11 protein-coding genes are annotated in these 14825 nt (G+C 65.2%); 7 read left to right on the top strand and 4 right to left on the bottom strand.

The genetic code is table 11. The features are described 5' to 3' along the window. Positions 1–285: 285 nt before the first annotated feature. Positions 286–1806 carry a catalase gene (locus ACX36O_RS10705; RefSeq protein ID WP_213361478.1) on the top strand — a complete coding sequence of 507 codons (1521 nt, stop codon included), beginning with the start codon at positions 286–288 and terminating at the stop codon, positions 1804–1806. 118 nt (positions 1807–1924) lie between these two features. On the opposite strand, the gene ACX36O_RS10700 is transcribed toward ACX36O_RS10705, so the two are convergent. The 3 genes from ACX36O_RS10700 to priA form a co-directional block, all read right to left on the bottom strand. Beyond that, on the bottom strand, positions 1925–2479 hold the full coding sequence (locus tag ACX36O_RS10700) for a hypothetical protein (RefSeq protein ID WP_213361477.1): 555 nt from the start codon (positions 2477–2479) through the stop codon (positions 1925–1927). A 212-nt stretch (positions 2480–2691) separates the two neighbouring features. Next, the gene (gene pip, locus ACX36O_RS10695) at positions 2692–3687 is read right to left on the bottom strand and encodes a prolyl aminopeptidase (protein WP_213361476.1); all 996 of its coding nucleotides are present in this window, start codon (positions 3685–3687) and stop codon (positions 2692–2694) included. Positions 3688–3744: 57 nt separating this feature from the next. Further along, on the bottom strand, positions 3745–5880 hold the full coding sequence (priA, locus tag ACX36O_RS10690; RefSeq protein ID WP_488359767.1) for a replication restart helicase PriA: 2136 nt from the start codon (positions 5878–5880) through the stop codon (positions 3745–3747). A 272-nt stretch (positions 5881–6152) separates the two neighbouring features. Between priA and ACX36O_RS10685 the strand changes: the two genes are divergently transcribed. Beyond that, positions 6153–6779, top strand: coding sequence for an alpha-ketoglutarate-dependent dioxygenase AlkB family protein (locus ACX36O_RS10685; RefSeq protein ID WP_371687116.1), 627 nt, complete (start codon positions 6153–6155; stop codon positions 6777–6779). Between the two features lie 1124 nt (positions 6780–7903). On the opposite strand, the gene hemE is transcribed toward ACX36O_RS10685, so the two are convergent. Continuing rightward, positions 7904–9022: a uroporphyrinogen decarboxylase gene (gene hemE / locus ACX36O_RS10680; protein ID WP_213361473.1), complete on the bottom strand. Its 1119-nt coding sequence runs from the start codon at positions 9020–9022 to the stop codon at positions 7904–7906. 222 nt (positions 9023–9244) lie between these two features. On the opposite strand from hemE, the gene ACX36O_RS10675 reads away from it, so the two are divergent. The 5 genes from ACX36O_RS10675 to glyQ all read left to right on the top strand — a co-directional run bounded on the left by ACX36O_RS10675 (position 9245) and on the right by glyQ (position 14816). Continuing rightward, positions 9245–9748, top strand: a complete 504-nt coding sequence (locus tag ACX36O_RS10675; RefSeq protein ID WP_488359766.1) for a hypothetical protein — start codon at positions 9245–9247, stop codon at positions 9746–9748. 481 nt (positions 9749–10229) lie between these two features. Beyond that, positions 10230–10925 (top strand): GNAT family N-acetyltransferase, encoded by a 696-nt coding sequence (locus ACX36O_RS10670; RefSeq protein ID WP_488359765.1) that lies wholly within the window; start codon positions 10230–10232, stop codon positions 10923–10925. A gap of 154 nt (positions 10926–11079) precedes the next feature. Beyond that, complete coding sequence (locus ACX36O_RS10665; protein ID WP_213361467.1) at positions 11080–11958, top strand: CorC family transporter; 879 nt, start codon at positions 11080–11082, stop codon at positions 11956–11958. Then, complete coding sequence (lnt, locus tag ACX36O_RS10660; protein ID WP_488359764.1) at positions 11948–13681, top strand: apolipoprotein N-acyltransferase; 1734 nt, start codon at positions 11948–11950, stop codon at positions 13679–13681. The genes ACX36O_RS10665 and lnt overlap by 11 nt, the downstream gene beginning before the upstream one ends. 217 nt (positions 13682–13898) lie before the next feature. Further along, positions 13899–14816, top strand: coding sequence for a glycine--tRNA ligase subunit alpha (gene glyQ, locus ACX36O_RS10655; RefSeq protein WP_488359763.1), 918 nt, complete (start codon positions 13899–13901; stop codon positions 14814–14816). Positions 14817–14825: the final 9 nt, after the last annotated feature.

The following is a 14825-nucleotide window of genomic DNA, read 5'->3' as shown; positions in this document are numbered from 1 at the left end:
CTATTAATCAAATAAATACTATTGCATTGATGATTTGATAGATAAAAACTACAGTAAACCCATCGCCGGTTTGCAGCGGCATGGGGCTGCTGCAGAACTCGGCGAAATACACCGGAGGTTCCGTCATGTCCGCCACCATCCATTCTTCTGGCCCGCTTCCTGCGCTTGGCGCGTCGTCATGGCGGCAGGACTGGATGCACCGCCTTGCTGCCATGGCAGAGGCCTATGGCGCCCATCTCTGAGCTTTCGCACCTGTTCCAGACCCACATCAAGGAGGAATCCGTCATGCAATCCAAGTGCCCCGTCACCCATTTGACCACCGACTTCGGCGCCCCTGTTCCTACCAACCGCGACAGCCTCACCGCCGGCCCGCGCGGCCCGCTGCTGGCACAGGACGTGTGGCTGCAGGAAAAGCTGGCCAATTTCGTGCGCGAGGTGATCCCGGAGCGCCGCATGCACGCCAAGGGCTCCGGCGCCTTCGGCACCTTCACCGTGACGAAAGACATCACCCGTTACACGCGCGCCGCCATCTTCAGCGAAGTCGGCAAGAAGACCGAGATGTTCGCCCGCTTCACCACCGTGGCCGGCGAGCGCGGCGCGGCTGATGCCGAGCGTGACATCCGCGGCTTTGCCCTGAAGTTCTACACGGAAGAGGGCAACTGGGACATGGTCGGCAACAACACGCCGGTGTTCTTCATCCGCGATCCGCGCCAGTTCCCGGATCTGAACAAGGCCGTCAAGCGCGATCCGCGCACCAACATGCGCAGCGCGCAGAACAACTGGGACTGGTGGACGCTGGTGCCCGAGGCGCTGCACCAGGTCACCGTGGTGATGAGCGATCGCGGCATTCCCGCCAGCTACCGCCATATGCACGGTTTCAGCTCGCACACCTACAGCTTCTGGAACAAGGACGGCGAGCGCTTCTGGGTCAAGATGCACTTCCGCACCCAGCAGGGCATCAAGAATCTGACCGATGCCGAAGCCGCTGAGCTGGTGGGCCGCGACCGCGAAAGCCACCAGAAGGACCTGTACGAGGCCATCGAGCGTGGCGACTTCCCCAAGTGGACCATGTACGTGCAGATCATGCCCGAAGCGGATGCCGAGAAGTACCGCCTGCATCCGTTCGACCTGACCAAGGTCTGGTACAAGGGCGACTACCCGCTGATCGAGGTGGGTGAGTTCGAACTCAACCGCAATCCGGACAACTTTTTCGCCGACGTGGAGCAGAGCGCCTTTGCGCCAAGCAATCTGGTGCCCGGCATCGGCGCCAGCCCGGACCGCATGCTGCAGGCACGCCTGTTCAACTACGCGGACGCGCAGCGTTACCGCCTGGGCACCAACTACCACCAGATTCCGGTCAACCAGGCGCGCTGCCCGGTGCACAGCAACCACCGCGACGGTCTCGGTCGTGTCGATGGCAACTACGGCAGCCTGCCGCATTACGAGCCCAACAGCTTCGGACAGTGGCAAAGCCAGCCCGATTTCCAGGAACCGCCCCTCAAGCTGACCGGCAACGCTGCGCACTGGAGCTACCACGAGGACGACAGCAACTACTTCGAGCAGCCGCGCAAGCTGTTCCAGCTGATGACGCCGGAGCAGCAGGAGGCGCTGTTCGGCAACACGGCCCGCGCCCTGGGCGACGCGCCGGAATTCATCAAGTTCCGCCACATCCGCAACTGCCATGCCTGCGATCCGGCCTACGGCGCAGGGATTGCCCGGGCGCTGGGACTGGATCTGCAGAAGGCGCTGGACTCGAAGCAGGATGATCCGATGTTCGGCAATCCGCTGGTCGCGCTGCCCGCCTGATTGCACGGGGCGGAACGGAAAAAGGCTCGCAGTTGCGAGCCTTTTTATTGCCCGGTGCGTGAACAACCGGGCGGCAGGTACATGAACCAGCGTGGTTCATGACCTGGTTTTATGCCATTCAGGGCTTGGCGTTAGCCGGTTTGGTGGAGGTGGAAATGGCCTCCGGATTCATCTGCGTGGTGGACTTGTGCACCTGCTTGCGCACGCCCTTCTTGTAGCCGGTGTTCTTGCCCTTCACGGCCTTCTTGGCCTTGGGGCCAGCCTTGACGGCTACCGGCTTTTCGGCAGCAGCAATGGCAGCGGGAGAGGCCTGCGGCGGCAGGGTATCGCCCATGCTGCTCAGCGGAGCGGTGGTTTCGCTGCTGCGCAGGATGCCGCCACCCTGCACGCTGCCGACGCGGTCGCCGGCGCCACGCACGCGCTCTTCACAGGCTTCCTTGAAGCCGGCGGGCAGCGGGGCGCAGCGGGCCAGGGCGTTGGCGGCATATTCGCTCACGGGTTCGGTCGTCAACTGGCCCGGAGCGCCGCGCGCGGCAGCCGCTTCGTGCGCACCGGCGGACTGGTAGCCCTTGCGTGCGCCGCTTTCGCTCGGCGGTGCACTTTGGGCGGAAACGCCAAACGAGGCGGCGAGGGCGGCAGCCATCAGGGCAGTGCGGAAGGCAATACGTGTCATGTCTGATATCTCCTCTGGTTGGTATGGGTCAGGACAGAGCCTGCCAGTGCAGTCTAAGCCGGCGCCGGGCGGCGGTCGTGTAGTCCTGCACAGACAGAGTGTAGTCGCGCCAGTCCGGCATGCCGCCGGGCCGCGTGCCGGGATATTCCCGGTGCGCAGCAGCGCTTGCGTCCACGGACAGCATAGCGTGTTCCGGACAGGGGGCAAGGGCTTCAGGCAAAGCGGTCGGTAGCGGCCAGCAACTGCTCCTGGATGCCGGGCTCCGTCACGGCATGGCCGGCATCACCCACCCAGTGCAGTTCCACCTGCGGATTCACGCGCGACCAGGCCTGGTACAGATCCCAGGCCGTGGTGGCCGGGGTGCAGACGTCATAGCGGCCCTGCACGATGACGGCGGGAATGTCCTTCAGACGATCCACATGCGCGATCAGCTGGCCTTCATCCAGAAAGCCGCCATGGGTGAAGAAGTGGTTCTCGATGCGCGCGAATGCCAGCGCGAAATGCGGATTGGCGAAGGCCTCGGCCGCCGCGGTGGGCAGCAGCGAAATGGTGCGGCCTTCCCAGGTGGCCCAGGCCTGCGCCGCCTGCAGGCGCGTGGCCTCGTCATCGCCGGTGAGGCGGCGGTGGTAGGCGCCTACCATGTCGTCGCGCTCCTCTTGCGGAATGGGCGCCAGATACTCCTCCCACAAATCGGGAAACAGGTAGGAGGCGCCGGCCTGGTAGAACCAGTCGATTTCATGCTGGCGCAGCGTGAAGATGCCGCGCAGCACCAGCGCGCTCACATGCCCGGGAAACTCTTCCGCATAGGCCAGTGCCAGCGTGCTGCCCCAGGAGCCGCCGAATACCAGCCACTTCTCCGCGCCCAGCATGCTGCGCAGGCGCTCGATGTCGCTCACCAGGTGCCAGGTGGTGTTGTTCTCCAGGCTGGCATGCGGCGTGGAGCGGCCGCAGCCGCGCTGGTCGAACAGCAGCACGCAGTACTTTTCCGGATCGAACAGGCGGCGGTGGTTCGGGTTGCAGCCGGCGCCCGGCCCGCCGTGCAGGAATACCGCCGGTGTGCCGGCAGGATTGCCCACCAGTTCCCAGTACACTTGGTGCCCGTCGCCGGTATCCAGCATGCCGGTCCGGAAGGGCTCGATCGGCGGGTAAAGCTCGCGCTTGGGGGACCGGATGTCTTGCAGGGTGGTGTGGTGCTGGTGGATCGTCATGGTCGGCAGAAAGGCATGCGGAGGGGCAACAATGTGGCAGTCATGTTACAGCACCGGTCATATGCCCAGCGGATCCACGTCAATCGCCCAGCGCAGGATGGCGCGCGTACGCCCGGCATGCAGTTGGTGTGCCAGCTGCGGCAGGAAGTGCTGCAGGGCCGTGCGATTGCCGCTTTCCAGCAGCATCTGCGCACGCTCCCGGTTGGCCACGCGCTGGGGCGTCATCGGGATGGCGGGGTAGCAGAACACTTCGGCCGCTTCGGGCAGCTCCGCCGCGGCGGCACCGGCCGCATTGAGAAAGTCCTGCGCCGCCTGCTGTTCGCGGCTTTCGGCGCGTACCAGCGCCTGGTAGCTGAAGGGCGGCATGCCGGCGGCAGCGCGCTCTTCCAGCTGCTGTGCGGCAAAGGCCGGGTAGTCGTGCCGTTGCAGCGCGCCAAACAGTGCATGGGCGGGAAAGCGCGTCTGCACCCACAGCTCGCTGGTGCTGCCGATGGCGGCATCGCGCCCGGCGCGCCCCCCGGCCTGCAGCAGCAGGCTGAACAGCCGCTCCGGCGCCCGGAAGTCGCTGCTGAACAGGGCGGTGTCCGGGTTGAGTGCCGCCACCAGCGTGATGCGGCGGAAATCATGCCCCTTGGCAATCATCTGCGTGCCCACCAGCACGTCCACATCGCCGCTGTGCACGCGCGCCAGCTGCTGCTCCAGGCTGCCCGCATGGCGCGTGGTGTCGGCGTCGATGCGCGCGATCACGAGCGGGCTGCCATCCGGCCGGGCCAGGGAACGGAGCTCGGCCGCCAGGGCTTCCTCCAGCTGTTCCGTGCCCTGGCCCAGCGTCTGCACATCCAGATTGCCGCAGGAAGGGCAGGCGCGCGGCACGCGCTCGGTAAAACCGCAGTGGTGGCAGCGCAGCGTGCGGTCGATCTTGTGGAACACGCGGTAGGCGCTGCAGTGCGGGCACTCGCTCTTCCAGCCGCAATCGGCGCAGTGCAGCACCGGGGCGTAGCCGCGGCGGTTCAGCAGCACCATGCTTTGCTCGCCGCGGGCGGCGCGCCCGGCCATGGCCTCCAGCAATTGCGGGCTGAACACACAGCGGCGCGGCTGGTGGTTCATGTCGATCAGGCGCACGCGCGGCAGCGGCGCAGCACCGATGCGCGCCGGCATGGCCAGGCGCAGGTAGCGCCCCCCGGCATCGCCATCGCCGGGCGGGCGGCTCTGGTGCCAGCTCTCCAGCGAGGGCGTGGCCGATCCCAGCAGGATGCGCGCCTGCGCATGGTGGGCGCGGTAGATCGCCAGATCCCGCGCCGAATAGCGCGCGCCTTCCTGCTGCTTGTAGCTGGGATCGTGTTCCTCGTCCACCACGATCAGGCGCAGGCCCGGCAGCGAGGCCAGTACCGCCATGCGTGTGCCCAGCACGATGCGCGCCTGACCGGTATGCGCCGCCAGCCAGCCCTGCAGGCGTTGCGCCGGCGTCAGGCCGCTGTGCATGGCAGCGATGCGCTCGGCCGGAAAGCGGTCGGCAAAGCGCTGCTCGAGTTGCGGCGTGAGATTGATCTCGGGCACCATCACCAGCACCTGGGCGGCAGGATCCTGCTCCAGTGTGCGGGCAACGGCCTGCAAGTAGACCTCCGTCTTGCCGCTGCCGGTGCTGCCGAACAGCAGGCAGGGGCGGGGGGCCTTGCCGGATGGGAAAGGCTTGAGCAGGGTTTCCAGGGCGGCGTGTTGCTGTTCCGTCAGCGGCAGCGCGCTGCTTGCCGCGCCGGCTTCTGCGGCCTTGCCGGCAGCCAGCTTCCGGAGCCGGCGCGCCAGTTGCGTGCCATCGAGATCGCGCAGTTGCGGCGGCAGCGCCGACAGGGCCACTTCGCCCATGCTGCGCTGGTAATAGTGCGCCGTGAAGCCGACCAGCCGGCGCCAGCCGGTATCCAGCGGGGGCAGGGCGGCGAACGCCTCCAGCAGCGGCCGCAGTTGCAGCCCTTCCTGCTGCGGCAGCGGCACATCGTCCCACACCACGCCCAGCACGGCGCGCGCGCCCAGCGGCACCCGCACCAGCGTTCCCGCAGGCAGCGGCTCGCTATGCGTGTAATGCAGGGGAGTGGCCGACAGCGGGCTGTGCGCGGGCAAGGCGACGAGTACCCGAAGCACATGCAGGCTGCCGCCTGGCAGGGCAGGCGCTGTCTCGGCAGGGTGGGCAGAATCCATAGCCAGCACTGTAACCGTTCGGCGCCGCCGCTCCGCAGCGGCCAATGTGTCGAACTACCCACACATCCTGTGGACAAGTATGTGGGCCTGCGCAGGGACAACTGTCGAAAGCCGCGCCAGCCGTGGCCTTCAAGACGCTGCGTGAAAAAGGGGCAGCTTGCCGTGGCAGGGGATTGCGGAGCATCGGGAACGGAAATATACTGTATGTAAATACAGTATTTAAGGCCTTTGCCAGCTGTCTCCAAAAGCCCGGGCCGTTGACAGGTAGTCCCATGCAGCGCTTCTCCCTTGTTTCCTCGCCATCCTCCTCGTGCGGGCTTGTCCAGGGCAGCCTGTTCGCTGCCGAGCCGCTGACGCTGATTCCCGGTGCGGAAGAGGGCGTGCGCTACTGGCCGCCGCGCCTTTCGGCGGAGCAGCAGCAGGCCTGGTTCCGGCAATTGCTCGAAGCGGTGCCCTGGCAGCAAGAACGGCGCCAGATGTACGAGCGCATGCTGGACGTGCCTCGCCTGCACGCCAGCCTGCCTGTGGCCGAAGCCTATGTCATTCCCGCCGTACTGGGCGCGCTGCAACTGGCGCAGGAGCTGGTTCCGGCGCCATTTACCCACGTCGGTTTCAACCTCTACCGCAATGGACAGGATAGCGTGGCCATGCACAACGATCGCCTGCACAACCTGGCCCCCGGCCAGCCTATCGTGCTGGTCTCGCTCGGGCACGCGCGCGACATGCTGCTGCGTGCCAAGGACGGCAGCCACCGTCCGCTCCGGGTCTGCCTCGAGCCGGGCAGCGTGCTGGCCATGAGCCACGCGTCGCAGATCACGCACGAGCACGGCATTCCCAAGACGCGCGACAGCGTGGGTCCCCGCATCAGCTGCGCCTTCCGCGTGCGCCGGCAAGGCTAGCGGGGATTTCCACATTCCCACAGCGTCTGTGGACAACTTTGTGGGCGACTTTGGGACGGGTGCGCTAAACCCGCGTGGGGCAAGGCTTTGTACAGGCTGCCGGAAAAACGGGCATTTCCGATGTTCTTTTAAAAATCAAGTACTTACGGAATGCGCCAGGCAACCCGTGCGCTTGCGCCCGCCTGCCTGGTTTGCAGTTGCCTGACTGGGGACAACTGCATGTCTGTTGCGTGACATTTGCGGTTTTGGCCGCAAAAAACCCTGTCTTTCCATCCAGTCATCCGCTGCAAGCCTTGTCAGACAAGGCCTACAGCCCGGTCCGCGCTGCAAGCCAGCGTGCATGCGGGTTCCAGCGGGGGCCCTGTTGGAAACCGCATGAAACAAGGCTTTTGGCGGGGATGATCTCCTGCCCACACGAACTGTGGATAACTTTGTGGATGGCTTTGGGACGGATGCGCCAAAGCCTTGATGGGCAAGGCTTCCAACAGCTTGCCCATAAATAAGGCATTTTCGTGAATTCAAACAAAATCAACGGTTTAGCGAAAGATTTCCGCACTCTGCAGGGCGGCCTGAAAATTGCCGATGGAACATGGGCACTGCCACGCAAGGTGTGTACAAGTAAACAGTGAGGGGCCCGAACAGCCCCAGATTTCAGGGGTTTCCGGACCTTCCAATTCCCGGTCTGTCAAGGGCAAGATCCGGGCGATTGCTGAAGCTTCCCACCATCATCCGGCGCTAAGCACTTGTCACCACAGGGAATATCGGGGTTGTGCAGCAATCTGTGGATAACTTTGTGCATAGTCCGTGCGCAACCCGGCTTATCCTTGATAAATCAAGCGCTTGCAGCTTGTTTGGAAAAATCGCCGGGTTATGAATTCATGAATAAAATCAAGGGGATGGAGTGCGCTTGCATAACCCGGACATACAGTCGGGTAGGGAGTGCCGGGGCTGCCTCCCGCCCGCAAAAAAATGTGTACAAGTCCGCGTGGAACGGCCCGAAAACCCGGTATAAGGGAGGCCGCCAAGCCGTAGCGCGGAACACGGGCCGTACATGCACACCAAAGCAGACAGCCCCTGCCGGCAGGAACCGGAAGGGGCTGTAGCGGGTGTGGCAGGTAGCCGGATCAGATAGCGGTCTGCCGCATGGCACGGGAGTGGCCGTGCACCGTCTCTACCAGCGCGGCAACATGCTCCGGCGGCGTGAACTGGCTGATGCCATGGCCCAGGTTGAAGATGTGCGTCGGTCCGCGGCCTTCGCCCTGGTGGGGCTTGCCGAAGCTGTCCAGCACCTTGCGTGCCTCGGCCTGCACCGCTTCGGGCGGCGCAAACAGCACATTGGGATCCAGGTTGCCCTGCAGGCCCTTGCCCTTGCCATCCTTCCAGAGCAGTTCGCGCGCGGCGCCCAGGTTCACGGTCCAGTCCACGCCCAGCACGTCGCAATCCAGCGATTGCATTTGCGACAGCCACAGGCCGCCACCCTTGGTGAACACGATGCGCGGCACGTCCTGCCCGTCCGGGCCGGTGCGCTTGAGCTGACCCAGCACGCGCTGCGTATAGGCCAGGCTGAAGGCCTGGAAGGCGCCATCGGCCAGCACGCCGCCCCAGCTGTCGAACACCATCACGGCCTGCGCCCCGGCGTCGATCTGGGCATTCAGGTAGGCAGCCACGCTGTCGGCGTTCACCGAGAGGATGCGGTGCATCAGATCGGGGCGGCTGTACATCAGCGTCTTCACGGCGCGGTAGTCATCGCTGCCGCCGCCTTCCACCATATAGCAGGCCAGCGTCCAGGGGCTGCCGCTGAAGCCGATCAGCGGCACGCGGCCATTCAGCGCCTTGCGGATGCTGGTCACCGCATCAAAGACATAGCGCAGCTTGTCCATGTCCGGCACAGACAGCGCATTCACGGCAGCCTCGTCGCGCACATTGCGCTCGAACTTCGGGCCTTCGCCCAGCTGGAAGCTCAGGCCCAGGCCCATGGCGTCGGGCACCGTCAGGATGTCGCTGAACAGGATGGCGGCGTCGAGCGGAAAGCGCTCCAGCGGCTGCAGCGTCACTTCCGTGGCGTAATCCACATTGGTAGCCAGGCCCATGAAACTGCCTGCCTTGGCGCGTGTTTCGCGGTATTCGGGCAGATACCGTCCGGCCTGGCGCATCAGCCACAGCGGGGTGTAATCGGTTGCAAGGCCGCGGCAGGCGCGCAGGAAGGTGTCGTTGGACAGCGGTGCAAAGGCGGAAGTAGTCATGGCCGCTATTGTCGCAGGGAAAGGCGGCAAGACCCTTCACCATCCCCGATGGCCTTGCCCGGGGTTGCGCGCCGTCAATCCGCCAGCCCCGCGCGCAGTTGTAACCATTGATAAGCAAGCGGGCGGACTGCCTTGTAATTGCCACGAAACGGCGCAAATAATGCAACAGCACGGGCCGCTTCCGGTCCGCAGGCATCCCCAACAGTCAACAAGGAGCACTCCATGGGCCTTCTCGATACCCTCACCCAGATTGTCAATGCCGCCAGCCAGAACAGCCAGCCGCAGCCCCAGCATGTGGACGAACTGCAGCAGGCCCCGGCCGACGTGCTGTCGCAAGGCCTGCGCGAGGCGTTCGACTCCAAGGACACCCCCTCCATCGGCAACCTGGTCGGCCAGATGTTCGGCCAGTCCAGCAACCAGCAGCAGGCCGGCCTGATCAACCAGATCATCCAGGCCCTGGGCCCGGCTGCCGCCACGGCGCTGGCCGGCGGCGTGCTGCAGAAGGTGCTCAAGCCCGGCTCCAGCCAGGTCGATGCCGCCGATGTGGCCCAGCTGTCTGCCGACGATGTCACATCGGTGGTGAACGAGGCCCAGGCCCGGCGTCCGGAAATCAGCCAGCAGCTGAGCGAGTTCTATTCCCAGCACTCCGGCCTGATCAAGGCCCTGGGTGGCGTGGCCCTGCTTGCCGCCGCCATCAAGATGAAGCAGTACGCCGAGCGCAACTGATGCTGTTTGCGCGGGGGCGCCATCGGCACCCCCGCCCTGCGTGATTCCATGCCCGGATGGCCTTATGGCTTCCAGGCATTGTTGTTGGTGCGTTCTGATCGGGGCGGATGGTCATGCGGGCCGGTTGCAGGGGGAGTCTGCGGCCATTGCCGCGCGGAAATCGAGGGTTTTCCCGAGCATGGGTAGGGGCATGCAAAACACGTCTTTCGCAACTGTCATCTTGTTGTTATAAATGTAAGTTAGCCGTAATCAAGAGGCTGCCTTGTGGTCTGGAAAGCAAGCGCCAAAAGCCGCCAAGTGCTTGACAGATCACGTTTTTTACATCCGTCCCGGCAAATTTGCTGCGGTGCAACAAAGTGCTGGATCGCATCAGGGAAAACCCGTATACTGCGCCCGAAGTTTCATGCTGCACCCATCAGTGCAGGCAATTGTTGGCAGAACCCACATGCCAGCGCAGCCACCATGAAGAAAGGCATAGACCATGCTGATGACCGAAGAATTGACCGCCACCGAGAACTCCGGCGACAAGCCGGCGCACAAGGCGCTGCTGCGCGTCGATGCCCCCATCCGCGAAGTACCCGAGCGCCATCGCGAGCGCATCCTGCGCCATCTGCTGGCGCTGGACGAGCGCGACCGCTACCTGCGCTTCGGCTACATGGCCAACGATGCGCAGATCACGCGCTACGTGAACAGCCTGGATTTCTCGCGCGATGAACTGTACGGCGTCTACGAGAACAACCTGGAACTGGTGGCGCTGGCGCACCTGGCCTATTCCGAAGATCCGCAGCATCGCGAGTGCGCGGAATTCGGCGGTTCGGTGAACAAGACCGAACGCGGCCGCGGCTTGGGCCAGCAGCTGTTCGACCGTGCCATCCTGCACTGCCGCAACCGTGGCGCCCACCTGCTGTTCATCCATGCCCTGTCCGAGAACAAGGCAATGCTCAAGATCGCCCGCAACGCCGGCGCCATCGTCGAACGCAGCGGCTCCGAAGCCGAGGCGCACCTGGTGCTGCCCGAAGCCACCGTGGCCACCCGCATCGAGGAACTGCTCGACGACAGCGTCGCCCGTACCGACTACCGCATCAAGCAGCAGGTGCGCCAGTTCTGGGCCTTCCTGGATTTCCTGCACGATCTGCGCACCGGCGCCAACGCCAGCCGTCCCCAGGACGGGCGCTGATCCGCAGGGCGCAGCACGTTTGCGCCGCGCCTGCACAGCCGTGGCAGACAGTCTGCTGCCCGCTTGCGACAAGGGCCATCCCGACATCAGGGATGGCCTTTTTTTGTGTATGCTTGAATGTATTGCAACTTTCGCACCATAGGTGCACAGCTCAGTGAGTGAATCATCGCCTGCGCCCGGCATAGGGCACGAAGACAAACGCGGCCTGCTGCAAAAAATTGCCGAATTCCTGCACCCGGGTCCCGATTCGCACGAGGAGCTGTACAACACGCTGTCCCAGGCCGAGCACAACCAGGTCATCAGTGCCGAAAGCCGCATCATGCTTGAAGGCGTGATCCGCATCGCCAACCTCACCGCGGGCGACGTGATGGTGCCGGCCAAGCGCATGGACCTGCTCGACATCAACTGGAGCTACCAGGAGCTGCTGCGCACCGTCATCACCACCGCCCATTCGCGCTTCCCGGTGTACGAGGGCGAGCGCGACAACATCATCGGCGTGCTGATGGCCAAGGACCTGCTCAAGCTGCAGCGTGCCCCCGAACTGAACCTGCGCGTGCTGCTGCGCACGCCGCTCTTCATCCCCGAAAGCAAGGGCCTGAACGACCTGCTGCGCGAGTTTCGCGCCAAGCGCAGCCACCTGGCCATGGTGATCGACGAATTCGGCCGTCTGGCCGGCCTGCTCACCATCGAGGACATCCTGGAAGAAATCGTCGGCGAGATCGACGACGAGTTCGACGAGCCGGAGGAAGAGGGCAGCATCTTCAAGCTGGCCGATGGCAGTTACCGCGTCAGCGGCGACACGCCGATCGAGCGCATCAACGAGCACTTCGAGGTCGAGGTGCAGACCAGCGATCCGGAAGATGCCGACAACTTCGACACCATTGGCGGCGTGATCGCGCACGAAATGGGCCATGTGCCCAAGCGCGGCGAATACATCACGCTGGCCGGCCTGAACTTCATCGTGATGCACACCCAGCACGGGGCAGTGCGCTGGTTCAAGGTCACACCGGCCGTGGCAACCGATGCAGCCTGAACACCAGGCAGGCGCCGTGCGCGCTGCCACTGCATCGCCGGCAGCGCCTGCAGAACCTTCAACATCGGCTGCAGCCGGCCTGTGGGCCTGGCTGCTGGCGCCTGCGCTGATGCTGGCCGGTGTGCTGCATGCCGGCAGCGTCGCCTGGCCCTGGAGCGGGCAGGCACAGTGGTGGCTGCAGTTGCTGGCGCTGGCGGGCGCTGTCTGGCTGATCGGCCAGCCCGTGCCGGGCGGTGCTTCGCGCCGGCGCGCCTTCCGTGCGGGCTTTCTGCGTGGCTGGCTGTTTGCCCTGGCCTGGCTGTGCGCCACCTTCTGGTGGCTGTACGTGTCCATGCACACCTATGGCGGCATGCCGCCCTGGCTGGCCGGAGGCGCCGTGCTACTGCTGGCAGCCGGGCTCTCGCTGTATTACGCGCTGGCAGCCGGCCTCTGGCTCGCCTGGCGCAGCGCGCATCCCTTCCGTCCCTGGGGCGGCCTGCTGTTCGCGGCGCTCTGGCTGCTGGCAGAGCTGTGCCGCGGCGTGCTGTTTACCGGATTTCCGTGGGGCGCTGCGGGCTATGCGCACGTCGACGGCCCGCTGGCGGGTTTTGCTCCCTGGCTGGGGGTGTACGGCATCGGCTTCGTCGCGGCCTGGTTCGCTGCCGGGCTGGGGCAGATGCTGTGGAAGCTGCGCACCGGCCGCATGCCGCGTCGCGCCACCCCGGCCACGCCGCGCGGCACGCTGGTGCTGGCCCTCGGCACCGTCGGCCTCGGACTGGTGCTGCAGCAGATGGTCAATCCCGGCCTGACGCGTACCGCCGGCGAACGCCCGCTGCGCGTGGAACTGCTGCAGGGCAACATCCCCCAGAACGAGAAGTTCCAGCCCAACGGCGGCGTACTGGTGGCGCTGCAGTGGTATGGCGAACAGCTGGGTGCTTCACGCTCCGATCTGGTGGTGATCCCCGAAACCGCACTGCCCATGCTGCCCCAGCAACTGCCGCCCGACTACTGGCAGGCGCTGCAGCAGCGCTTCGGCCAGGGCGGGCAGGCTGCGCTGCTGGGCATGCCGGCCGGCAATGCCGACACCGGCTACGCCAACGCCGTGGTCGGCATGGCGCCGGGTGGCGTGCGCACCATCGGCGGCACCCGGCAGGCCGAACTGGCGCTGCCCCCCGCGGCGCTGCCCGAATACAGCTACGCCAAGCACCATCTGGTGCCCTTCGGCGAATTCATTCCCTTCGGCTTCCAGTGGTTCGTCGACCTGATGCAGATGCCGCTGGGCAATTTCCAGCGCGGCGCTCTCAGCCAGCCACGCCTGCTCTGGCAGGAGCAGCGCATCCAGCCCAACATCTGCTACGAAGACCTGTTCGGCGAGGAACTGGCCGCCAGCTTCGGTGAGGCCGGGGTGGCGCCCACCGTGCTGGTCAACGTCAGCAACATCGCCTGGTTCGGCGACACGGTTGCGATCGACCAGCACCGCCACATCAGCCGCATGCGCGCCATCGAACTGGGCCGGCCCATGCTGCGTGCCACCAATACCGGCGCCACCGCCATCATCGACCATGCGGGCCATGTGCAGCAGGAACTGCCGCGCCTGCAGCGTGCCGTGCTGGCCGGCGAGGTACAGGGGCGCGAAGGCGTCACGCCGTTTGCCTGGTGGGCGGCGCGCCTGGGGCTGGCGCCGCTGTGGCTGCTGGGCCTGCTGGCGGCCGGTGTGCTGCTGCTGGGAACGCGCAGGCGCTGACCAGTGAGCCGCGGAGGAGGGCGCCACCCGCATGCGCTCTCCGGCAGCATTCGCCATGCGCGGGGGCTGGCTGCCGGGAATCCCCCTTAAAATCCCTAGAGTCCCGCAGAAGAAATGCCCCTGGTTGGGCAAATGCGCGAAGTTCCTGTCCCGGGAAAAACGCCCCTCGTTGGGCAGAATGGAGAAAGTGCCCCTGCTTGGGCACGTTTAGAACGCAATGCTGACCTTCCAACAAATCATCCTCAAGCTGCAACAATACTGGGACGCCCAGGGCTGCGCGCTGCTCCAACCCTATGACATGGAGGTCGGCGCCGGCACCAGCCACACCGCCACCTTCCTGCGCGCTATCGGCCCCGAACCCTGGAAGGCCGCCTATGTGCAGCCCAGCCGCCGCCCCAAGGACGGCCGCTACGGCAACAACCCCAACCGCCTGCAGCACTACTACCAGTACCAGGTCGTGCTCAAGCCGGCGCCGTCCAATATCCTCGAGCTCTACCTGGGCAGCCTGGAAGCGCTCGGCTTCGACCTGAAGAAGAACGACATTCGCTTCGTCGAGGACGACTGGGAGAACCCCACGCTGGGCGCATGGGGCCTGGGCTGGGAAGTCTGGCTCAACGGCATGGAGGTGACGCAGTTCACCTATTTCCAGCAGGTGGGCGGCATCGACTGCAAGCCCGCCACCGGCGAGATCACCTACGGCCTGGAGCGCCTGGCCATGTACCTGCAGGGCGTGGACAACGTCTACAACCTCAAGTGGACCGACACGCTTAGCTACGGCGACGTCTACCACCAGAACGAGGTGGAGCAGTCCACCTACAACTTCGAGCACAGCGATGCGGATTTCCTGTTCACCGCCTTTGCCGCGCACGAGAAGCAGGCCCAGTACCTGATGGAGCAGCAACTCGCACTGCCGGCCTACGAGCAGGTGCTCAAGGCCGCGCACACCTTCAACCTGCTGGATGCCCGTGGTGCCATCAGCGTCACCGAGCGTGCCGCCTACATCGGCCGCATCCGCAACCTGGCGCGCGCCGTGGCGCAGGCCTACTACGAAAGCCGCGAACGCCTCGGTTTCCCGATGGCGCCGCGCGAATGGGTCGCGCAAATCGACAAGACCCTGGACAAGAAGGCCGCCTGAGAAAGAACC

The sequence above is a fragment of the Brachymonas sp. KE5 genome (genome assembly GCF_057773645.1).
The sequence above is the reverse complement of the archived record's forward strand: the minus strand, read 5'-3'. Positions and strand labels throughout refer to the sequence as shown.